The following is a 22,922-nucleotide window of genomic DNA, read 5'->3' as shown; positions in this document are numbered from 1 at the left end:
GGTCCAGTCCAGGAGTTGTTCAATCATGAGCCAGGCCGGTGAAACGGGTACGCTGTTTGTTATTTCTGCGCCATCGGGTGCCGGTAAGACCAGTCTTGTAGCAGAGATGCTACATGCAGACCACAAGTTGGGAGTATCCGTCTCTCATACGACGCGCCCCATGCGCGAAGGCGAGAAGGATGGCATTAACTACCATTTTGTTGGCCGCTCCGAGTTTGAAGCCATGATCGGTAAAAGCGACTTTCTGGAGCACGCAGACGTTTTCGGTAATTATTACGGCACATCTCAGGTGTGGGTCCGAGAGATGCTGGCCAGCGGGCGAGATGTGATTCTGGAAATCGACTGGCAGGGCGCTTCCCAGGTGCGTCGGCTTATTCCCGAGTGTGTCAGTATTTTTATTGTGCCGCCTTCGGCGGAAGCCCTTCGGGAACGCCTCGTGGGCAGAGGAACCGACGCGCCGGATGTCGTGAGTCGGCGGTTGACTGAGGCCAGGGAAGAGTGCCGCCATGTAGGCGAGTTTGACTACATTGTTGTAAACGATGAGTTCAAGGAAGCGCTGGCGGACCTGCTGGCGATCGTACGCAGCCAGCGTATGCAGGTAACCACGCAACAGTTACGGCACAGGCAACTGCTTGCGGAACTCTGTGGTGAAAGTGACGGCTCCGCCTGATAGGGACTTTTGCTGTATACAAATTGTGCCGCTAGCAGTAAACTACGCGGTCTGCTAAATCAGTCATTTTTATTATTTTCGGGGATGTTATGGCACGAGTTACTGTTGAAGATTGTCTGGAACACGTTGATAACCGCTTCCAGTTGGTCATGCTGGCCACTAAGCGTTCCCGCCAGATAGCCACCAAAGGCGCTGATCCGATGGTTGCGGAAGAAAACGATAAGCCTACGGTTATCGCCCTGCGCGAAATTGCTGCAGGTTTGGTCAGCCGCGATTTGCTGAACGAAATCGAAGAAGACTAAGAATGCATTGAAATCTGCCTCCGCAGTTTTATAGTGTATCTATAGATCGTTGCTGGAAGGATAGAAAAAGACCCGAATGCATGCATTCGGGTCTTTTTGTTTCTGCTGCTGGCAATCGTGGGAAACTGGAGTTTTACGGAGGCGCGGTGTCACTTGAGGCTAGGGTAGAAGGTCTGGCGGTTGAGCTCAGCACCTATCTGGATACCAATCGCATTAACCAGGTGCGAAGGGCCTACTATTATGCCGAGCAGGCCCATGAGGGCCAGATGCGCAAAAGTGGTGACCGTTACATCACCCATCCCCTCGCCGTTGCTCACATTCTTGCAGATCTGAAGCTTGATCATCAGAGTTTGATGGCGGCTATGCTCCACGATGTTATTGAAGATACCGGTATTCCCAAGGATGCGCTTGCCGAGCAATTCGGTGAGGACGTAGCGGAACTGGTGGACGGCGTCAGTAAACTGACCCAAATAGAATTCCGTTCCCGCGCAGAAGCCCAAGCCGAGAACTTCCAGAAAATGACTCTGGCCATGGCCAGGGATATTCGCGTTATTCTGGTAAAGCTGGCTGATCGCCTGCACAACATGCGCACTCTCGGCCCCATGCCCTACGAAAAGCGCCAGCGCATCGCCACAGAAACCCTCGATATATACGCCCCCATAGCTAACCGCCTTGGTATGCACGCAATTTCCACAGAGCTCGAAGATCTGGGGTTTGCTGCGCTGCATCCAATGCGCTCCCGCTATATATCCAAGGCCGTCGACAAGTTGCGCGGCAGTCACCGGGAGATTATTGAAGACATACGAGGCCGACTTCAGGAAAAGCTGGAAGAGCGTGGCCTGCCAGGCCGGATCATGGGGCGCGAGAAGCATCTGAACAGCATCTATAACAAGATGAAGCTCAAGCAGAAGTCCTTTTACGAAATCATGGACGTATACGCCTTCCGCATCATTACCGACACTGAAGACGACTGCTATCGGATTCTGGGTGCCGTTCACAGCTTGTACAAACCAATGCCTGGCCGATTCAAAGATTACATTGCCATGCCCAAGGCCAACGGTTACCAGTCTTTGCATACCACCCTTTTTGGTATGCACGTAAACATTGAAATCCAGATCCGTACCGAGGAAATGGAGCACATAGCCAACGATGGTATTGCCGCTCACTGGATGTACAAAAATGAACCCAGCAGCGTTACCAGCGTGAACCAGATGCGGGTTGATCGCTGGGTGAAAGGGTTGATGGAGATGCGTGAACGTGCCGATGACTCCCTGGAGTTTATCGAACACGTAAAAGTGGATCTCTTCCCGGACGAAATCTATGTGTTTACCCCGAGGGGTAAAATCATGGAGCTGCCCAGGGGCGCTACGCCGGTAGATTTCGCCTATGCCATTCATACAGATATTGGCAATGCTACGGTCGCTTGCCGAATCAACCGTAATCTCGGATCGCTGAGCAAGCCATTACAAAGCGGCCAAACCGTTGAGGTTATCACCGCGCCCGGGGCCCGCCCGAACCCCGCCTGGCTCAATTTTGTGGTGACCGGTAAGGCTCGCAGTAGCATACGCCATACCCTTAAAGGGCAAAAGCTGGCGGAATCAATGGAGCTGGGGCGCGTGCTGCTGAAAAAATCCCTCAATGGGTTTGGCAAGCGCTTTTCTGATATCGACGATGCTCAGAAGCAGGCTGTTGTGAACCATAATCAGGTAAACAGTTTCGATGAGTTGATCAGCGATATTGGTCTGGGCAATCGAATGGCCTACCTGGTGGCGCGCCAGCTCGTGAGTGGTGTCGGTAAAGAGGAGTCTGAAGCCACGGTCAAGGATCTTCAAGGCGGCGGCAATGAGCCGGTGACGATTCAGGGAACCGAGGGCATGCTGGTTCACTTTGCCTCATGCTGTAAGCCAATACCCGGCGACCCAATTGTTGGTTCGATGGATTCTGGCAGTGGTATGACAATCCATTCGGACACCTGCTCAAAACTGCCTGAAGATGGTGAGGGTCGCTCACGCTTGACCCACCTGTCTTGGGCAAAAGATATTACCAATGAGTTTTCTGTAGAGCTTCGCGTCGAGCTTGAGCGGCAGCGTAGTCTTATTGCTGAAATTGCCGGTGCTGTTGCCAAGGCGGACGGGAACATTGAGCGCATCCATGTGGTTGAGCAGAACGCCCGTTTTGGGGTTGTCAGCCTTGTGGTTAAAGTCCAGGGACGTAAGCATTTGTCCAGGGTGATGCGCCGGGTTCGTAACATCAAGGCCGTTACTTCGATCAACCGCGTGAAATACTGATCGGGTGGCGATGGAATGAACTGCCTTATTGACAGTTCACGTATGTAACAGCGACGATTGGTGTTTTAGACGATAAGGAAAGTAAACGGTATGACCAACAAATCCATAATTCAGACTGAAAACGCACCCAAGGCAATTGGCCCCTATTCCCAGGCTGTAAAGGCCGGTGACACTGTCTATATTTCTGGTCAGATTCCGCTGGATCCTGAAACCATGGAAGTGGTCGGGGGCGATTTTTCAGCGAAAACCCGTCAGGTATTCGATAACCTTCAGGCCGTCTGTAAAGCGGCGGGTGGTGAACTGAAAGACATCGTCAAGGTGAATATCTATGTGACCGATCTGGCAAACTTTGCCACGGTTAACGAGATTATGGCGACGTACTTTCCCGAACCATACCCGGCACGTGCAGCGGTGCAGGTTTCAGCGTTGCCTAAGGATGTTCCTGTAGAAGTAGAAGCGGTAATGGTGCTGAGCTGATTCAGCACACACAGCCAGGATAGTCAGAACAAAGGCGGCCTGCGGGTCGCCTTTGTTCGTTGCAGATCTAGCCCTTATCGATCATATCGCGATATCCGTCCCGGAAGTCCGGGTAGCGAAACGTAAACCCGGTTTGCAGTAACCGCGAGTTATTGCAGCGCTTGCTGCCGGCCCGGCCGCCCTTTCTGGCGTCAGCTACGGGCTCGGCGCAGGGCACTTGCTGGCGAACCCAGTCGACCACCTCATCCAGCCGCACAGGCTCGCAATCGCTGGCAAGGTAGCAGGTATCGAGTGACTTGCCTGATAGCGCTCGCTGGTTAAGAAAGACCACAGCCGCGGCTGCGTCATCTTCATGAATGCGATTGCTGAATGGTGCCGGCTTTGTCGGGTTCATGCGGCCGTCGATCACCTCCTCCAGAAAACGACCCCTTGATGGTCCGTAGATTCCGCTAAAGCGAATAACAGAAGCGGGATGACCACTATTCAGTGCTGTCTGTTCTCCGGCCAGAATTTGCTGGCCCGTGACACGGGAAGGTGAGGCCGGGCTGGTTTCATCAACCAGACTGTCATCGTTCTGGGCGTAAACGCTGGTGCTGCTGATAAAAAACAGCCGCTTTAGAGGCTGGTCGCCAATTGCTTCCAGCAGGTTGGACAGGCCGTTAACGTAGGCATCGCGATAGCCCTGCTCGTCATAGCTGGAGGGTGTCAGGCAGTAGATAACCGTTTCGAGGTTGTCTGGCAGCTTGCCAGCTAAGGTTTCCGGACGGGTCAGGTCGGCGCCTATACCTGTTACACCCTCGGGCACCTTGGCCGGGTTACGGCGTAATCCGTAAACGTGCGCCGACTCAGTCAGCATGCTGGCGATGGCGCCCCCAAGCTTGCCACAACCGGCTATGAGAATTCCCGGCATACTATTGCGATCAGCGATTGCCATAGACAATATCAATCCTTATCCTCTATCTCATAAATTAGTGAAACTTCGACCCGTATCCTTTTGACCGGAGATCACCATGACTCTTACCGAGTTACGATACGTCGTTACGCTTGCTCGCGAAAGGCATTTTGGCCGCGCAGCCGAGCGCTGCCACGTTAGCCAGCCGACACTCAGCGTTGCGGTCAAAAAGCTGGAGGAGGAGTTGGGAATCCCCCTGTTTGAGCGAAGCAAAAGCAGTATCCGCGTAACGGAAACTGGTCAGCGTATTGTCGAGCAGGCCCAGCGGGTTCTGGATCAGGTGGGTGTTATCCGCGACATGGCTCAGGATGGTAAAAACCAGTTGAGTTCGCCGCTCAAAGTGGGTGCCATTTACACCATCGGGCCTTATCTGTTTCCGCACCTCTTGCCTGAATTGCGCCGTGCCGCGCCGGAGATGCCGCTTTATATAGAAGAAAACTACACCGCTAACCTGCGCAAGAAGCTGCGCCAATCCGAACTGGATGCCATCATCATTGCGCTGCCGTTTGAAGAGGCGGAAGTGCTGACATTGCCACTTTACGATGAGCCTTTTGTAGTGCTTCTGCCAGCAGATCACCCCCTTGCGGCCAAGAAGGAGATCACAGGTGATGAACTGGCTGACGAGCAGTTACTCCTTCTTGGCCCTGGTCATTGTTTTCGGGATCAGGTGCTGGAGGCTTGTCCACCATTGGTGGAGGCCGTCACTCGCCGTGCGGATGCCGGCACACCATCACTGGTAACCGAAGGCAGTTCCCTGGAAACCATACGCCACATGGTCGCCTCAGGCTTAGGAATTACCGTACTGCCGCTTTCCGCAGCGACGGGCATGCGCTACCAGAAAGATGTGCTGGTCACCCGGCCTTTTGCTCCACCTGTGCCTTCCCGAACGGTTGCCCTGGCCTGGCGGGTAACCTTTCCCCGGCCTAAAGCCATTGATGTCCTCTCGCTTGCAGCCGGCCAATGCCGGGTGATTGAAAAGGCGACAGAGGACACCCCGGTTGCTGCAGCAACAGACTGAGCCCTGCTATGGCATCACTGGATGACATCCCGGTTACGGAGCTCAAGGGCGTAGGAAGCGCCCTTGCCGAGAAGCTTGCGCGGTTGGGAATCTCATCGTTACAGGATCTGCTATTCCATCTTCCCCATCGATACGAAGATCGCACCCGCATAATCCCCATGGGGAGCTTGAGGGTAGGCGATGTCGCCGTTGTGGAAGGCGAGGTGATGAAATCAGATTTGGTGATGGGGCGTCGCCGAAGCCTGCAGGTTACCCTGAAAGACAGCAGCGGGTTTCTGGTGCTACGGTTTTTCCACTTCAATGCCGCCCAGAAAAACCAGCTTTCAGAAGGCACCCAGGTTCGCTGCTTTGGCGAGGTGCGCCCGGGCCGCGCCGGATACGAGTTTTACCACCCGGAGTACCAAACCAATCCACCGCCTATGCCCACAGGGGAACAGGCCACCCTTACGCCGGTTTATCCGCTGACCGAAGGCATACAGCAGCCCAGGGTAAGAGGTTTGTGTCAGCAGGCTCTGGGGTACCTTCAGCGCCATCCTATACGTGACTGGTTGCCCGCTGAGCTGTTGGCGGGCTATCAGTTGCCGGGAATTAATGAAGCCGTCCAGATGGTGCACTCTCCCCCAGCCAGCGCCCCGGTTCATCTTCTGATGGAGGGGCGCCACCCGGCACAGCAGCGCCTGGTAATGGAGGAGCTGCTGGCTCATCAGTTGAGTATGCTCCAGGTTCGCGAACAGATTCAGGCCCGGCAAGCCTTGTCCTTGCTCCCCACCGGCGACCTGGCAGAGCGTTTTCTTGAGGAGTTGCCGTTTGCGCTCACGGGGGCTCAGCGCCAGGTTGTGAGTGAGATTCGACAAGATCTCAGCCAACCGCTGCCCATGCTGCGATTGGTGCAGGGGGATGTGGGCTCGGGTAAAACCGTGGTGGCCGCGCTGGCAGCTATACAAACCCTTGGTGCTGGTGCCCAGGTGGCACTTATGGCGCCGACAGAGATACTGGCGGAACAGCACTATCAGAACTTTAAAGGCTGGCTGGAGCCCCTCGGTATCCAACTGGCCTGGCTGTCTGGCAAGGTCAAAGGCAAAGCCAGGAAAGAAGCGCTGGAAGCCGTGCATACGGGTGCGGCCAGCGTAATCATCGGTACCCATGCGTTGTTTCAGGATGATGTGCTGTTTCACCGCTTGGCGTTGGTCATTGTGGATGAACAGCACCGGTTTGGCGTGCACCAGCGGCTGGCCCTGCGGGAAAAAGGTGTAGGCGGAACCCTGGCGCCCCACCAACTGATCATGACCGCCACACCCATTCCTCGTACTCTCGCCATGAGTGCCTACGCCGATCTGGATACCTCGGTGATCGATGAATTACCCCCGGGCCGAAAGCCCATTGAAACTATCGTCATTCCTGACAGTCGTAGGGACGATGTGATTGAGCGCGTACGCAGCGCTTGCGCTGACGGCCGACAGGCATACTGGGTGTGCACACTGATTGAAGAGTCGGAAGCCTTGCAGTGCCAGGCGGCAGAAGTAACAGCGCAAGAACTGACGGAGCGCTTGACTGGCCTGAAAGTCGGGCTGGTGCACGGGCGGCTCAAATCCTCGGAAAAGGCCGAAGTGATGGAACGCTTCAAGCAGGGGGAGCTGGATTTACTGGTTGCTACGACGGTGATTGAAGTGGGCGTGGATGTGCCCAACGCCTCACTTATCATCATTGAAAATCCGGAGCGCCTGGGCCTGGCCCAGTTGCATCAGCTCCGTGGCAGGGTGGGCCGGGGTGAGCAGGCCAGCTTCTGTGTACTCATGTACCACCCTCCGCTGTCAGCCAATGGTAAGGCCCGCCTGCAGGCCTTGCGAGACAGTCAGGATGGTTTTGTTATTGCCGAAAAGGACCTGGAAATACGAGGGCCTGGGGAAGTGCTTGGTACCCGCCAGACTGGCATGATGCAGTTCCGGCTGGCAGACTTTGAGCGAGATAAGGGCTGGATTGAGCCGGTACGGGAGATGGCGCCGGGGCTCATGAGGCAGCCACAACTGGTGCAGGCTCTGATTCGACGATGGATGGGTGAAAAGATGCGTTACGGGGATGTTTGAATCGGAGCATGTCAATTTATACAGCTAACACATGATCTATACTAAAAAACCAACGCCAGATTCTGGTGGCCGGATGGCAAGCAGCGATAATCAGGAGATAACGATGGAACTACCTGTCACGGTTCAACAGGCTTTGGGCGATTCGGCCAAAGGCGTATCACTGAGAGATATGCGCCAGGCTAATCAGCACGAGCTGTTACGGATGGTGTTGCTTCACGACGGGCAGGACAACCTTCAAGCCATATGCTGCAAAGACGATTTGATTGATCTGGAGCGATTGAACAAACAGATGGGGCGGGACTTTCGCCTGATGAAACCTCGCGAGCAGATCCGGGTTAAAGAGCGTGCCGGCCTGCGAGAACTGCCGGCTCTGCCTTCACTTACGGGCTGGCCCACCATTGTGGATCGCCGGGTCGATGATTTGCCCGCGGTAGCTTTAGCGTTGGGCGATCAAAATCTGGCGATGGTGATGCCTGCTGAAGAGTTCCGTGCGCTGACCCAAAATGCGGATCGTCTGTCGTTTACGGTGGCATCGGAAAACATAACCGTGAATCTGGATGATCCCGGCAATGACCGTAATCAGCTGACCTTCGCCATCAAAAAATTTACCAGCTTGCGCATTCAGCAGCGCCTTGAAGATACACTGGAACTGCCGCCTTTACCGGAAACCGCCCAGCGCATTATCCACCTGCGGGTAAACCCGAACGCTGTCATGGGGGATTTGGTTGATATCGTCGAGAGCGACCCAAGCCTGGCGGCTCAGGTGGTCAGTTGGGCGTCATCATCTTTTTATGCCGCGGCCGGGCAAGTGCGCTCTGTGCACGATGCCATATCACGCGTTCTTGGCTTCGACATGGTAATGAACCTGGCGATGGGATTGTCGCTGGGGCGTGCGCTCAAGCAGCCCCAGGACCATCCTGAAGGCTACGTGGACTACTGGCAGCAAGCTATCTGGCAAGCTCAGTCGGCTGGTATTCTGGCGAGCATGATGCCGCGGGGAGAGCGCCCCATGTTCGGGCTGGCCTATTTGGCAGGCCTGCTACATAACTTTGGTTACCTTCTGCTGGCCCAGGTTTTCCCCCCCCATTTCAAGCTGGTATGTCGCTCTTTGGAGGTGAACTCCGATATTGATTCCTCGGTATCGGAGCACTACCTTTTGGGGATCACCCGGGAGCAGATCGCAGCACAGCTTATGGAAAACTGGGGTATGCCAGATGAGGTCACACAGGCCATAAGGTATCAGAAAAGCAAAACCTACCAGGGCACCCACAATGTATATGCCCGAATCCTGTGGCTTGGCCGGCAGTTGCTTACCGAAAGGGGCGTCGCCATGGGTGCATATACACCCGTTGAGCAAGAGGTCTATGACGAGCTCGGCCTTAATCGTGAGCACGTAGAAGAACAGTTTGATGAGCTGGTAGCCAGCCGGGACAAGGTCATGGCCATGGCCGGTATGATGAATCAGTAAACATAAAAAGGCCGGCCATAAAGGCCGGCAAGGTTTCCGCTCATTGCAGCGTCGTCCGAACGTAACAGGAGAAATAACCCAGGGCGATCATCGCAATCTCAATACCAACCGTTAAAAACCTATCACCCTGATTTCAACTTAGACAACATATGCAAAAAGGAAAGGCACCCACTGGCGGGAATGAGAAGCTGAGCGCTCCGTCATTTTTAGGGATTCGAGCAAGCTTCTGATATCACATCGATAAAATTATCATTTGTAGACATTTCTGTTACAAAACGACACAAATCGGGGTGGGTCAGAATCCGTGATTCCGGATAGCCGTTGCGGCACGGCGTATTTCATCGGTGTGTCGCCTTTCCACTTCAAACCGCTCCTTGTCCATCTTTTCCACGAAGCGCGTCTCGGTATTCTGACGAGCTTGGTGAGTAGGCATGTGACGAAGCTGTTCATATACATCCATAAATACCCGGTATGGAGGGGCATTCATCAATTCTGGTGCTACATGGTCGAGTAAGCCTTTTATGCGAAGGCATGCCTCGGAGTATTCGATCTGATTTTCTTCAATGGCCATGGCAATAACGCGAATGCTATCGACCATATCCTTGCGCCGTTTCGCCTGAAAAGCTTCGGCTTTTCGCTGCCTTCTCCGGTCTTCAGACAGGGTGACCATTTGCCGCCGGATAAACCCCAGCAGGGCAAGGATGGCGACCGTGCCGGCAATAATCAGGCTCCATTGTAGCCAGTGAGGCATGTTGTTCTCCCAGTCTGGTTCAGGCGAGTGCAGGTTGCTGTTCTGGTTGGCAGACTTTGACAGTTACTGGCTGACCATTCAATACGGAAGTACCCGCCACCGGGTCGGTTAATTCATCACTCAACACATCGTTGATACTGGTGCCAGCATGGGCCGTCGCCGTGGACTGCCGGGTTCCGTGGCGGTTATGACCCCAACCATGGGGAATGGAAACCACACCGGGCATGATGTCTTCAGTAATTTCCACCGGCATTATCACCAAACGGTCATCGGCGCGGACCTCGGCGCTGCCGCCTTCGTTAAGCCCCAAACGGTTGGCGTCGTCCGGGTGGACCAGCAGGGTACAGCGGTCTTTGCCTTTCACCAGACGGTGGCTGTTGTGCATCCATGAGTTGTTGCTGCGAATATGGCGCCGCCCAATCAGTAGCAGCTCGCCAGGAGATTCCGGAACAGAGAGTTGCTGGTGCAGGCGTTCTACGTCTTTCAGATAGCGCCGGGGAGCCAGGTTAATCTTTCCATCCCGGGTGAACAGCCGGCCGGGCAGCGCGGGCCTCAGAGCGCCGAGATCAATCCCGCTGGGGTGCTCCTTTAATCGCTTTAGGGAAAGCCCTTTAGGAAGTTTCTGCCACTGGGGGTTGAGAGAACATAGTTCGGCAAGGCCTCGCAAAGGATGTTGCTTGGGCAGCAGTTCCAGAATCCGTTTCGTCGCGGGCTCCAGTACCCCACGGGCGCGCCCTGTATCTGTGCCATAAGGCCCGGTACGCAGAAGCATATCAACGATGGTGTCAGGGCCTGCGCGTTTGAACGCTTGCCAGCCCAACTCGGAACGGATCGGCAGTTTGCCACCCTTGCGCAGCTTCTCAAGTCTATGCGCCAACTCCAGCAGAATCTGCCAGTCATGTCGGCTGTCCGGGCCAGCATCAAACAGTGCTTCGCTGTATTTCGATACATTGCGAACGGCCAGCAGGTTGAAAATAATGTCGTAGTGGCTGCGCTCGAGCACGGCGGTGGGCGGCAGAATAATGTCGGCATGACGAGTAGTTTCGTTAATGTAGTAATCCACCGATACCATAAAATCCAGCCCGTTAAAGGCATCGTCCAGTCGGCGCCCGTTCGGGCTGGAAAGCACCGGGTTGCCGGCAACGGTCACGAAGGCACGGATTTGCCCGTCGCCCGGTGTGAGTATTTCATCAGCCATGGTGCTGGACGGATATTCTCCAGCAAACTCCGGCAACCCCTTAACCCGGCTGTGGCGAGCGCCAAAGTGCCCTCGCTGACCAGACATGGCGCCCAGGGCGATCAGATCGATGGCTGGCTGGGTAAACATCACGCCGCCTACGGTGTCCAGTTTGCCGGTAAGAATGTTCAGGCAGTACGCCAGCCAGGTTGTGATGCTTCCGAACGTTTGGGTGCTGGTGCCCATGCGGGTGTAAAGTGCGGCTTTTGGCGTGTCTGCAAGCTGTTGAGCAAGATCCCGTATGGTTGCCGCTGCAATGCCTGTGCGTTGGGCTACAGCTTCGGGTGTAAAGGGCATGGATGCCAGGCGCAAAAGATCCAGGTCTTTTATAAGATGCTCTGTCGGCCCTGGATGGATCAGCCCTCCTGAAAACAGCGTGTTCACCATGGCCATCAGCAAAAATGCATCGGTGCCAGGGCGAATATAATGAAATTCCTCGGCCTGCTTGGCGGTTTCTGTGCGCCTGGGATCCACCACAATCATTTTACCGCCGCGCTTTTTAAGCGCTTTCAGCCGGCCACGGAAATCCGGCACCGTCATCAGGCTGCCGTTGGACGCCATCGGGTTGCCACCAATACAGATAAACAAATCTGTATGGTCGATATCCGGTATGGGGAACAGAACCTGATGGCCGAACATCTCCAGGCTTGCCAGCATGTGGGGAAGCTGGTCATTGGAGGTGGCAGAAAAACGATTCTGGGAGCCGATGGCCCGTAGAAACGGCATGGTGGCGATTAATGAGCTGTGGTTGTGGGCATTTGGGTTGCCAAGGTACACGCCAATACTGTTGCGGCCGTGGGTTGTGCGGGTTCCGTGCAGCTTTTCAGCCACGATTGAGAAGGCTTCATCCCACTCAATCTCTTGCCAGCCATTGGCGGTTTTACGAACCGGCTTGCGCAAGCGCTCAGGATCTTCATGTAGATCCTGTAGGGCCACCGCCTTGGGGCAAATATGGCCCCGGCTCAGGGGATCCTTGTCGTCTCCACGAATTGACGCAATGCGCCCCTCCTTCACATCAATGGCAACGCCGCACATGGCTTCGCATAAGTGACAGGTGCGGTAATGAGTGCCGTTTTGCATGAAGGTCTCTCCTGATGTTCTTGTTGTTACAGGTTGGGTTTCATTGTGCAACCAGATTAGCAGGAAATTAGCTGTGGTGGGAAACTCTGGGTCATTGTTATGGGCACAAAAAAGGCCAGTCCGGAGACTGGCCATTGGCCTTAAGAGTACCGCGGCAGCTTTACTGCACGGCGGGAAGATCCTTAACAGGATTTGTAATGAAGTTGAGGTAGGTACCACCCACAGGGATCTGCAGAGGCAGGTCGATAATGAGGCCCAAAGGTTTGGCCTCAACCTTGATATCTACCAGGTTCGTATTGCGTTGCTCGATCTGCATGCGACCATCATCGAAGAAGGTAACATCGCCCTCTAGATCAAAGTAGAAGGGCCGGGCGTAAAGGTCGTGCGGGCCGTCGGCAGTAATTTTCATTTCGGGAGCATCAAGCATCAACTCCGCTCGTGTTTTGAATACTGGCTTTCCATCAACCGTCACGATTGCGCCCTTTATCAACTGATTGCGAGGACAACCGTTTTGTCCAGCACAGCTCGGGTCTTCTGAATAGCGCATCCGAATGATCTGGGTGTTTGTAGGAACATCAGCTTCCAGTATTCCCAGATCAACGTAAGTGTCGATTGAACTCGTAGCCAGCAGAGTTGGATACAGCTCAACAAGGATTGCATCTTCCTCGGTGCCCGTCGCCGGGTCGGTCCAGGTACCTGGGCCTATGACTTCGCTATTCAGCGCATAGGTTTGGTAGATGAACTTGTCTTTCGGGCATCGCTCGTCATTCTTACATCCGACGCGAGCCGGGATTTGACTAGGGATTCCAAGAGCCGTCAGCTTGGCCTTGTTATTTACGACGCTCAGTTTTGTTGAGTTTGCTGAAGGCAACCATCCGCTTACATGGGTGCTGTCCGTGACGTCTGCTGGGTCCTTATACTCATGAGCAAAGGGCTCAAGGCAATCAGGGTCATCGTTGGAACCACAGTCGATGTTGAAGTTGGCATTGGTGTCGCGAATGGGAAGATTCCGCAAGGCTGTGAATACTGAATCTTTTGCTTCAGCGCCCTGGAAGTAGATCTTCATGGGGTTATATGGGGTTTCTCCATTTCCCCAGCCGCCATTCAAACCTTCCAGCAAATCCGCTTTGAGCGGATAAGCGTTTGTACCACAGATGGATTGAGGCACGCTCATATCGCAATAGTTGGAATACGCTGAGCCTGCCGTGGAGTCGTCGCCTCTCCTGGAGACCAGTGTGTACTGGTAGAATGCACCTACTTCCCAAGGCTGATCCGGATAGAAGCGCACACGCTGGTTGTTTTTTTCTAGACGACCAGTGATTGGTTCTACATCATTCCCATCGCTATCAACCTTTTGGACGATGAAGGTTTCGTTCAAGCGTATCGAATCAAGATCCATGGGTTGTGAAAAGACAACGGTGATCGGCCGATCATCCGGCATTTTGCTAACTGGTAGTACGTCACCCCGGTTATCTTTTGCTGTCCAGCATTTACCCAACACACCCGCTTCCAGATCCAGCTGTGTGTGGTCGGCTTCGCATGGATAGCCAGGGTAGGTGGTTAGCGCCAGAGGCGGTGCATTGGCGAGCACATCGCGTTGGCCATCGAGGCTGAACGATAAATCATCCGCCAATACGAAGGGGTTTCCGGCCAAATCGATCAAACCGGGAGCCGAAACCCTGTATTGAACACCTGGCTTCAAGCCGCCTTCCGGATTCAGTGTTAAGGCTGTCCCGTCGAGTGCGGTGTTGAGCACGCCGTTGGCTACAGTCAGTTCTTGGCCATCGGCATAGAGTTTGACACCTGCGGAGATTGACGCAGGGTCCAGAGGCTCATCGAAGAACAGAATTACCGGGTCACCTGGGCGATGCATAGACTGACGTGTTGCAGGCTTGGCATCTTCTGCGCCTGGCATCCAACTAACCAGTTGGGGAGGTGCTTGATCGCGGGTGGCTTCCCACTCGTCTGCCGCATCAAGGCCTTTCCCATCCATGTTAGCCTGCAGGTGGAATGCGATGGTTGAGTCTGTGTATTCCTGGCCCAACAGGTTTGGTTCAACCATACCTATGGCATCGATTGTCAGCACACCATCCTTAACGCGCACGATGCCCCGAAGCTCTACGCCCATTAAATCCTGGGAAAGGGCGGCGTTAGGCATTTTTTCCTCAGTGTTCATGGAAACGTCCATAAACAGTGTGATGTGGCGAGGTGCTGTTTTTTCGTTGGTATAGGCGTTGGGTGTCATGTAGCCAGAGGCGTCAGACAGCATGGTAACCTTGATGGTGCCGGTTTCCTGGGGGCTGCCATCATCTATGTTCAAAGCCTGAACTGTACCGCCAACCTTAATGCTCAAGCTGGTGCTCTCCAGCACACTGCCTTTGGGAATTCGCAAAGGTATTGCTTCATCCGCGGCAAAGGAGGGTGCATGCCCTAGCTCGGCAAACAGTGAGCCGGTTTGCTGTGATGAATCAGTAACGCCCTGTAGTACGGAGTTAAGCACTACCCCGTTAATGGCTTGGCCATTCAATATGGAGGAGTACCTTCCGTCAATTGAGTCTATTGCGTCCTGAGCCAATACCGCGGTTGGGCCTGTGGCGCGTGGTGTGAAGTTAAACTCTTCGCTGTATCGGGTGCCATCTGGGCCATTCGTCAGGCTGGCAATGTTATCGAGCTTGAGCGTATAGGTTTGGCCGGCGCTCAATACGTCTGCGCGACTTCCGCAGTCGATTTTTTGCTCTGTGAGACAAGGGTCAACGGTAATTCGGTTGCCTTTCACCAGTACAGTGGCGGGCACCGCTTCTCCATGTTTGTCCAAAAGCTCAATGGAGCCCCCAAGTGTTTGCCATTCAGGGTGAACCGGTTGAGTCATGGCCAGGCGGAAGGTGGAAAAGTTCATCGTCTGGAAAAGCCCATCATTATCGGGCACTTGCCATGCGACAGCGAAGCTATCAGACGTGTTGGCCAGGCCAGCACTACCGCTAAGCTCTCCTCGGGTATTAAACTGGATGCCCTCATCTCCAACAGCGTTGGGTGTGTCGACAAGTCTGCCGCCTTCAGCGTTGAGAGGTGTGTTGAAGGTAAGGGAATAATCCGCTCGGCTGCCCAGCTTTTGCCCATCAGCAATTTCCAGTTTCAGGCTTTTTCCACCGTCGATCTTTTTCACGGTAAACGCCGGAACGCTGCCGCTTGAGGCTAGCTCGATCTTATCGGCAATGTCTGTTTCATCATCCACAATCGCGTGGCTGAAGCGTAAAACGATGTCAGCTTTCGGGCTTACACCTGCCTGCCCATCGGTCGGGTAGGAATAAACCAACGACCCGGGCGTAGCTCTTTCTTTAACGCTCTGTTCGTCCCCACCACAAGCTGCCAGCAAAATGGCAGGAACCAAGGCTAATGTTTTAAGTTTTTTCATGACCTGCTTCTCCTCAGAACTTCAGGGTGATGGAGCCGCTGATTACATGGATATCACCGTCGGCCGTGACGCTGGTTTCATTGCCGTCATAGTCGACCAGTGTGAAGTCCCGCTCTTGTAGTTGTTGGTACTGATAGCCTAAGTCCAAACGTATCGGGTAGGCCAAAAGGCGCGTACGGTTGTATGTGGCGCTGACACCCACCCCGACGATTATTTTGTCGGTATCCAGATAGTTCAGTTCCGGGTTTTTAGTGGTTTTCAGAGGCGATTCTTCGTAGGCGATACCGCCACGGAAAGCGAAGTTCTCGTTGAGCTGATACTCGGCGCCGATGCGGGGAACAATTGTGTCGTTGAAACCGATGCGGTTGCCTGGAGGAACGGCCTCCTGATCCTTAATGCTGTCTTTGGAAAACTCATGTTCAAGCTCAGACCAGTTCTGTTGCTCGATGCTGCCGCCAACCCGCCAGCCATCGCCGCGGTACTGAGTACCAAAAACAAAGGTTTCGGGCTGGAACGAATCAATAGTGGAAACCGCCAAAATCAGGGGCTCGCTGACGGTTATACCCGGAACCTCAATGTTGGAGCCAACGGTAGTCTTGGCTGCTGATTTGGTGCGGTAAGAGAAAGCGGCTTCCCAACCATCGAGAAAACAGCTGTTGTCAGCGCAAAATGTGCTGCCAAAATCAATGTTAGTGCCAAGAATGGTTTTCAGGGTGGGCTCGGCGTTGACCGTCAACTGCTCCTGCCGGGAATCGCCGTTAAGCTCGGTTACCGCGTTAAGTTGTGCCGCCGCTGCAAGTGTAATGCGAACGGAGGCTCCGGCCGAGATACCCCGCCAAATGGGTGTGGCGCCACCAATGTTCAGAAATAGCGGCTCTTTGCCGTTTTGCAGGAACTGGCCGGTTTCCGACGTTTCCGATCCGAAGGCCAGCATTTCCTTGCCGTATTTCTCAACACCGGCAATGAAGCCCAGATAAATCGGGTGGTCAAACCGGGTAAGTGAACCCAGGTTGGTTTTCATGCCAATTAATACGTGCTGACTGGGAGAGCTGGAAAGCACATCGCCAGTTGCATTTGGATTTGCAGATCGAAGTTCCTGTTCAGCGTGCAGCAGGCCAGAGGTGAGTTCGCCGCGCTCATCCCGGGTAAGTGCCGCCGGGTTGTAGTAGGTAGCGGAAACCTGGTCATTAAACATGGAGAGAGACTGGGCGGTAGCAACGTCTACGGGCATCACGCCATAGGTTGTACCAATGTTGCCCATGCTGGCAGATGCTGACATGGTGAAAGTTGTGGATACAGCTGCAACCGCTAGGCTCAGCGCCCGTACTGAAAACCGGGTGGTGGGAACCATTGATACACTCCATTTTATTGCGTTGTTTTTATACTCTGGCCGTATGCTCATCAACTCGCAGGTGGACGATTAAGTAACGGCTGGTACGTTCATTGACCTGACAGTGTAGGGCGCTTGTCCTTTTAGGACGTTGGCATTTTTGACACGGTATCATGGCGGAATGACCATTTTCGGTGCATTGGTTCAAAAAATGCCTGTTAATTCAGTAGGTAAGAGTTTATTAATTTTGTCTGGTTTTGGAATATAGGAGGCAAAGGCGGTAAACAAGAGGCGGGGTTATCTGGAAAGAGGGGGGAGGACCGTCTCCCCCCCTGGTTAGATTTACAAGCGGTTGTGCTGGCTTTACCGCGTCTCGATCTTGCCTTCCTTGTCGGAGATCACAATCTCTACGCGGCGATTTTGTTGGCGGCCAGCGGAGGTGTCGTTGCTCGTTACAGGGTGTTGCTCACCAAAACCTTTGGTTTCGACTCGGCTGCGATTAATACCTTGGGACACCAGGGCATCACTCACTGACTGAGCGCGCCGCTCGGATAGGGTCTGGTTGTAACTCGCGGCACCGGTGCTATCGGTGTAGCCTTCCACGCGGACTCTCCGGTCTTCATACTCCCTCATGAACTCTGCAAGACGCCCTATAGTTTGTTCTCCAGATGGTTTCAAGTCTGCCTTGTTGAGGTCGAAGAGCACATCACCCAAGGTGAGTACCATGCCCCGATCTGTGCGCTCTGCTTGCAGTTCTTCCATTCTTTTGCGCAGCATTTCGGCTTCTCTTTGGGCGCGGGCCGCCTCGTCGGAGCGCTCGTCCAGCATGAGTGTACGTCGGCGTTCCTCTGCAGAATCAATCTGCTTTTGTAGCCTGGCGCGTTCTGCTTGCTCACTGGCAATCTGAGCGTGACGATTGGAAAGATAGGCAGCGTGCTCAATGCGCGAGGTATCTTCGCCTTCCTCCAGCAGAGTCTCGGCTCGGGTTAACTCATCCCGTGCGCTGCGCAATTGGCGGTCGCCACTGCGAGCAACATCCGGGTCATCTTTTATCTTGGCATAGGATGCGCGGGCTTCATTTACCATTGCATTTTCCTGCGGCGTTGAGGCGCAGCCAGCAAGCATTGCGGACAAGCCCATCGCCATGCCCAATGTTATGTTGCGTTTGTTCATAACAGTCTCCTTTTCACGCCGGGCGGTTACTGGTCTTGATTGATTTGCTGGCGCAGAGATTCAATGTTGCTATTGATCTCCTCTACCGCGTGTTTCGCCTTTGCTGTATCTGAGCGCGCGCTTGCAAGTTGAGCATCTACAGCGGCTTGCTCCAGCAGTCGCTCAGCTTGCGGATATTTTTCCTGTTCGATTAGCTTTTTAGCGTCAGCGACTTTGTTCTGGGCATTATTGAGCAGAACCGGCTCGAATTCCCGAGCGTCTGCGGCAACGGCCTGCTGGAGGGAACTCTCTGCGGACTGAAGCTCGGAATCCGGCGGCTCGCCAGGGCTGGCGCAACCACCCAAAGTAAGTAGTAGTCCGGCGATACCGGCGGTGTACAACATCGATTTATGTGTTTTCATGCACGATCTCCTTTCGGCGATATAACTGCTCTGCAGGAAAGTGTGGACTGCACGAATACCAACCTGCCGTCAGGGTTGACGGACACTTACCATGAACGGTGAGAACACCGTAAAACTGCGGAGTGCCATGCGCACCTGTTCCTAAGTTTAGCAGTCAGCTGGCCATCAACGGTGACTGATTCGCAATAGATGCAGGCTGCAGGACACCACCGGCGCGTAATTGGGGTTTGCGAGTGCGCTCAAGTGATTGAAATAAAATAATTTCGGGGGCAGATCTGACGTGAATAAGATGTCACGAACAATGATCTGAGGACGCGCCATAAACAACAAAGCCCGCTCGAAAGCAGGCTTTGACGTTAAAATATGGTGGGCCCAGGTGGACTCGAACCACCGACCAAGGGATTATGAGTCCCCTGCTCTAACCAACTGAGCTATAGGCCCGAAATGCAGTGTTCGCTTTGGGGGTTCCCGGAAGGGCAAACAAAGCGGGCGCCATTATACCGATGAGGTGCGGCGCCCGCTACTGTTAGTTCTTACGAATTACCCCTGATTTCCCTGATCGTCAATAAAGCCACGCAGGTGATCGGAGCGGGAAGGGTGACGCAGTTTGCGCAGTGCCTTGGCTTCGATTTGCCGGATCCGCTCGCGGGTTACGTCGAACTGTTTACCGACTTCTTCCAGCGTGTGGTCCGTGTTCATCTCGATACCAAAGCGCATCCGCAGTACCTTGGACTCACGAGCTGTGAGGCCGGCCAGCACTGAGCGAGTAGCTTCGCGCAGGCCTTCTGCCGTTGCTGAGTCCACTGGTGAGAGCGCCTGGATGTCTTCAATGAAGTCGCCCAGATGACTGTCTTCATCGTCACCAATGGGTGTCTCCATGGAAATCGGCTCTTTGGCAATCTTCAGAACCTTGCGGATTTTGTCTTCCGGCATTTCCATGCGCTCACCCAGCTCTTCCGGAGTGGGTTCGCGACCCATTTCCTGCAGCATCTGGCGGGAAATGCGGTTGAGCTTGTTGATGGTTTCAATCATGTGCACCGGAATACGAATGGTGCGCGCCTGATCCGCAATGGAGCGGGTGATGGCCTGACGAATCCACCAGGTGGCGTAAGTTGAGAACTTGTAACCACGACGGTACTCAAACTTGTCGACGGCTTTCATCAAGCCGATGTTGCCTTCCTGGATCAGGTCGAGGAACTGCAGGCCACGGTTGGTGTATTTCTTGGCGATAGAAATAACCAGTCGCAGGTTGGCCTCAACCATTTCCTTCTTGGCGCGGCGCGCTCTGGCTTCGCCAATGGAAACACGGCGGTTAATCTCTTTGATGTCGACAACATCAAGGTCCACATCGATCTGCACATTCATGATGCGCTTCTGAAGGCGGACGATTTCGTCCATACGCTCGCTGATGGCAGAGGCGTAAGGCTTTTTACTCTTGCTGATCTTCTCGCCCCATTCCTGGTTTGCTTCGTTGCCCGGGAATGATTTGATGAAGTCCTTACGTGGCATTTTACACTCGCGCACACAGATCTTCATGATGGCGCGTTCGTTTTCGCGTATCAGGTCATTGGTTGAGCGAACAACGTTAACCAGCTCGTCAAATGCCTTGTTACCCAGTTTGAACGGTGCGAAAACCACGCCCAGGTCGTTCAAGGCAGCCTGGGTTTTCTTATCGGCACGGCCATGCTTGGCCAGCAATTTTTCTGCAGCTTCCAGCTTTTCCTTGAGCAGCTCAAACCGCAAGCGTGTTTCTTCGGGATCTGGACCGCTTTCTGGTTCTTCCTCTTCCTCATCCGCATCGTTGTCGGCATCGTCGTCCGACGTATCGTCAGTAGAGGCTTCGGGCTTTGGTGGCGGTTCCGGCATGAAAGGTTCGGCGTCGTCCGGGTCCAGGAAGCCTGTAATAATGTCAGTAATACGGCCTTCATTCTCGATGATGCGATCATAGGCCTGAATAACGGTGCCAACGGTTCCTGGGAAGTGGGCGACGGCTGCCATAACATCGCGAATGCCTTCCTCGATGCGCTTGGCGATAACGATTTCGCCTTCACGCGTAAGCAGCTCCACGGTGCCCATCTCGCGCATGTACATGCGGACAGGGTCTGTGGTGCGACCAGCGTCGGATTCAACGGCGGCGAGAGCAGCCGCGGCTTCAGCGGCAGCGGCTTCGTCGGCGGTGGAGTCACCGTCGGTCATCAGTAAGGTATCGGCATCCGGCGCCACTTCGGATACCTGAATGCCCATATCGTTGATCATGCGAATAATGTCTTCGACCTGATCCGGATCGGCAATGTCTTCCGGGAGGTGGTCGTTTACCTCGGCGTAAGTCAGGTAGCCTTGTTCCTTGCCTCGTGCGATGAGGTCTTTCAAACGTGATTTCTGCGAATTGCCTGACATAGACACCCTGTGAACTCGCTTAAATAAATAAAAAATGAAACAGCCATTATAGCTGCCGCTCTAATGCACTGCCACCGAATGGTTAGATGGTGATCAATGCGCAAAGTTTCAAGTGCTGCTTTCCGGGGTTCCCCCGCTCAGCTCTCGCAGTTCCTGCCGTTCGTCGGCGGTAAGATTTGCGAAGTTACGTAAAAGTGTAGCCAGCTTTTGCTGTCTTGCAGCTTCTTCGTTGGGGCTCAACAGTTCTCGTGCTGCGGCCAGCGTGCTTTCCCGGGTTGGGATGTGCTCAATGCCGTCAAACAGATTGTAGAACCGTTCGCGTGCCTGGCTATCCATTGCCAGGGTCGTTATAAGTGATTTCCGATCCCGGATCTTTTGGTCCAGGATAAAGCCGGCAAATGTCATGGCTTGGTTATACTGGCGGGAGCTGCGCGCCAGTTCAGTTACTTCTGTCGCCAGATCCGGTGCTTCCAGTAGAGCAAGGCACAAGATGCTATCTTTGCTCAGCTTTACGTCAATGCGTTCTTCTGTAACCCGGTCGCGGCGCTCGCCTTTCCAGTTGCCCCGTTGCTGAGGCTTGCGATCTTGCCACTGGTTACGACCCCCGCAGAGCCGCAGCATTTCGTGCCACATGGCATCCCTGAGGGTGCTTCTGGGCATTTTATTCAGGAGCGGTTCGGCTCTGGCTCTCAGCTCGCCTCGATTTTCCGGCAGCTGAAGGTCCAGCCCTTCGCTCTGACGGTCAAACAGATACCGCGAGAACGGTGTTGCGCCATCAATGCGCTTCTGAAAAGCATCTGGGCCTTCTTTGCGCACCAAAGTGTCCGGATCTTCGCCTTCTGGCAGCATCAGGAATTGCAGGTGCAATCCGTCTGCCATTAATTCCAGGGCGTTTTCCATGGCTTTGTCTGCGGCTCTGAACCCGGCCTGGTCACCATCAAAACAGAACACGATATGCCGCACCTGTCTTAGCAGGGCGGTAAGACTATCCTGATTCGTTGCTGTGCCCAATGTCGCTACGGCGTAATGAATACCGTTTTGTGCGAGGGCAATAACATCCATGTAACCTTCTACTACAAGCAGCTTGTCGAGCTGCTTTAACGCCTGCTTTGCCTCAAACAGGCCATATATTTCCCGGCTTTTGTGAAAAACATCCGACTCCGGGGAGTTGATGTACTTCGCTTTGTCATCACCGAGAGTTCTTCCACCGAAGGCGATGGTTTTGCCTCGGCTGTTGCGGATGGGGAACATGACCCGGTTGCGAAAAAGATCCCTTGGCCTGCCGTACTTATCCGAGACGGTGCCGGTTTCGATCAGCGGCCCCTGCAAGTCCTTGCTGGCAACATCAAACAATGCAGTGCCGGCGGCAGGTGCATAGCCTACTTGGTACTGCTGAATAATAGTGCCGTCCAGTCCCCGTTGCTTTAAGTAGTCACGGGCGAAAGCGCCTTGCTGGCCGTGAAGCGCCGATTGGTAAAAGCGGCTGGCAAAATCCAGAGCGTCGGTCAGTGTTCGGGCTTGCTGAATTTCATGTTTGGCCGCCTCATCGTAAGGCACTTCCAGTCCCGCACGGCGGGCCAAATCTTCTACGGCCTCGGTAAACCCCAAGCCTTCAAATTCACGAACAAAACTTATGGCGTCACCATGGGCACCACAGCCAAAACAATGGTAGAAGCCTTTATCTGGCCTAACATTGAACGAAGGCGTTTTCTCATCGTGAAACGGGCAGCACGCCTTGTAGTTGGCGCCAGCCTTTTTGAGAGTGATGCGCGATCCGATCAGCTCTGCCAGATCTACCCGGTCGAGCAGGTCTTCGACAAAGCGTTGGGGGATCAGTCCGCTCATAATGGCTCCACATCAGGTCCTTGGCGTACAAGGTCCA

General features: G+C 54.2%; 16 protein-coding genes and 1 tRNA gene. 7 read left to right on the top strand and 10 right to left on the bottom strand.

Going from position 1 to position 22,922, the window contains the following annotated elements:
• The first annotated feature begins 25 nt into the window (after positions 1 to 25).
• From gmk to Q0824_RS15605, 4 genes are all read left to right on the top strand, one after another.
• Positions 26 to 670, top strand: coding sequence for a guanylate kinase (gene gmk, locus Q0824_RS15620; protein ID WP_298452809.1), 645 nt, complete (start codon positions 26 to 28; stop codon positions 668 to 670).
• An 89-nt stretch (positions 671 to 759) separates the two neighbouring features.
• Positions 760 to 972: a DNA-directed RNA polymerase subunit omega gene (gene rpoZ, locus Q0824_RS15615; protein WP_298452807.1), complete on the top strand. Its 213-nt coding sequence runs from the start codon at positions 760 to 762 to the stop codon at positions 970 to 972.
• A 146-nt stretch (positions 973 to 1,118) separates the two neighbouring features.
• A complete protein-coding gene (locus tag Q0824_RS15610) occupies positions 1,119 to 3,260 on the top strand; it encodes a RelA/SpoT family protein (protein ID WP_298453175.1) in 2,142 nt (713 codons plus the stop codon).
• A gap of 90 nt (positions 3,261 to 3,350) precedes the next feature.
• Positions 3,351 to 3,737, top strand: coding sequence for a RidA family protein (locus tag Q0824_RS15605; RefSeq protein ID WP_298452804.1), 387 nt, complete (start codon positions 3,351 to 3,353; stop codon positions 3,735 to 3,737).
• Positions 3,738 to 3,804: 67 nt separating this feature from the next.
• Here the strand turns inward: Q0824_RS15605 and Q0824_RS15600 are convergent, their stop codons facing one another.
• Positions 3,805 to 4,671: an NAD-dependent epimerase/dehydratase family protein gene (locus Q0824_RS15600; RefSeq protein ID WP_298452801.1), complete on the bottom strand. Its 867-nt coding sequence runs from the start codon at positions 4,669 to 4,671 to the stop codon at positions 3,805 to 3,807.
• A gap of 76 nt (positions 4,672 to 4,747) precedes the next feature.
• Here Q0824_RS15600 and Q0824_RS15595 point away from each other — a divergent pair, with 76 nt between their 5' ends.
• The 3 genes from Q0824_RS15595 to Q0824_RS15585 all read left to right on the top strand — a co-directional run bounded on the left by Q0824_RS15595 (position 4,748) and on the right by Q0824_RS15585 (position 9,259).
• Positions 4,748 to 5,707: a hydrogen peroxide-inducible genes activator gene (locus Q0824_RS15595; protein WP_298452798.1), complete on the top strand. Its 960-nt coding sequence runs from the start codon at positions 4,748 to 4,750 to the stop codon at positions 5,705 to 5,707.
• 8 nt (positions 5,708 to 5,715) lie between these two features.
• Entirely contained in the window at positions 5,716 to 7,791 is a 2,076-nt protein-coding gene (recG, locus tag Q0824_RS15590) for an ATP-dependent DNA helicase RecG (RefSeq protein WP_298452795.1), read from the top strand.
• Between the two features lie 103 nt (positions 7,792 to 7,894).
• A complete protein-coding gene (locus Q0824_RS15585) occupies positions 7,895 to 9,259 on the top strand; it encodes an HDOD domain-containing protein (protein WP_298452792.1) in 1,365 nt (454 codons plus the stop codon).
• Between the two features lie 295 nt (positions 9,260 to 9,554).
• Here Q0824_RS15585 and Q0824_RS15580 read toward each other — a convergent pair whose 3' ends face one another.
• The 9 genes from Q0824_RS15580 to dnaG form a co-directional block, all read right to left on the bottom strand.
• Complete coding sequence (locus Q0824_RS15580) at positions 9,555 to 10,010, bottom strand: DUF2489 domain-containing protein (RefSeq protein WP_298452789.1); 456 nt, start codon at positions 10,008 to 10,010, stop codon at positions 9,555 to 9,557.
• A 19-nt stretch (positions 10,011 to 10,029) separates the two neighbouring features.
• Entirely contained in the window at positions 10,030 to 12,327 is a 2,298-nt protein-coding gene (locus tag Q0824_RS15575) for a molybdopterin-dependent oxidoreductase (protein WP_298452786.1), read from the bottom strand.
• A 160-nt stretch (positions 12,328 to 12,487) separates the two neighbouring features.
• Positions 12,488 to 15,739 carry an Ig-like domain-containing protein gene (locus Q0824_RS15570; RefSeq protein WP_298452782.1) on the bottom strand — a complete coding sequence of 1,084 codons (3,252 nt, stop codon included), beginning with the start codon at positions 15,737 to 15,739 and terminating at the stop codon, positions 12,488 to 12,490.
• Between the two features lie 13 nt (positions 15,740 to 15,752).
• A complete protein-coding gene (locus tag Q0824_RS15565) occupies positions 15,753 to 17,090 on the bottom strand; it encodes an outer membrane protein transport protein (protein WP_298452779.1) in 1,338 nt (445 codons plus the stop codon).
• A 342-nt stretch (positions 17,091 to 17,432) separates the two neighbouring features.
• Positions 17,433 to 18,242 carry an OmpA family protein gene (locus Q0824_RS15560; protein WP_298452776.1) on the bottom strand — a complete coding sequence of 270 codons (810 nt, stop codon included), beginning with the start codon at positions 18,240 to 18,242 and terminating at the stop codon, positions 17,433 to 17,435.
• Between the two features lie 26 nt (positions 18,243 to 18,268).
• Positions 18,269 to 18,643 (bottom strand): DUF4398 domain-containing protein, encoded by a 375-nt coding sequence (locus Q0824_RS15555; protein WP_298452773.1) that lies wholly within the window; start codon positions 18,641 to 18,643, stop codon positions 18,269 to 18,271.
• Between the two features lie 364 nt (positions 18,644 to 19,007).
• Positions 19,008 to 19,084 (bottom strand) — tRNA-Ile (locus tag Q0824_RS15550).
• A 99-nt stretch (positions 19,085 to 19,183) separates the two neighbouring features.
• Entirely contained in the window at positions 19,184 to 21,040 is a 1,857-nt protein-coding gene (gene rpoD / locus Q0824_RS15545; protein WP_298452770.1) for an RNA polymerase sigma factor RpoD, read from the bottom strand.
• Between the two features lie 108 nt (positions 21,041 to 21,148).
• Complete coding sequence (gene dnaG, locus Q0824_RS15540; RefSeq protein WP_298452767.1) at positions 21,149 to 22,885, bottom strand: DNA primase; 1,737 nt, start codon at positions 22,883 to 22,885, stop codon at positions 21,149 to 21,151.
• Positions 22,886 to 22,922: the final 37 nt, after the last annotated feature.

The organism is uncultured Marinobacter sp. (assembly GCF_947488835.1).
Taxonomy (GTDB): domain Bacteria; phylum Pseudomonadota; class Gammaproteobacteria; order Pseudomonadales; family Oleiphilaceae; genus Marinobacter.
Note: the sequence above shows the minus strand (reverse complement) of the source record. Positions and strands in the feature narration are given on the sequence as shown.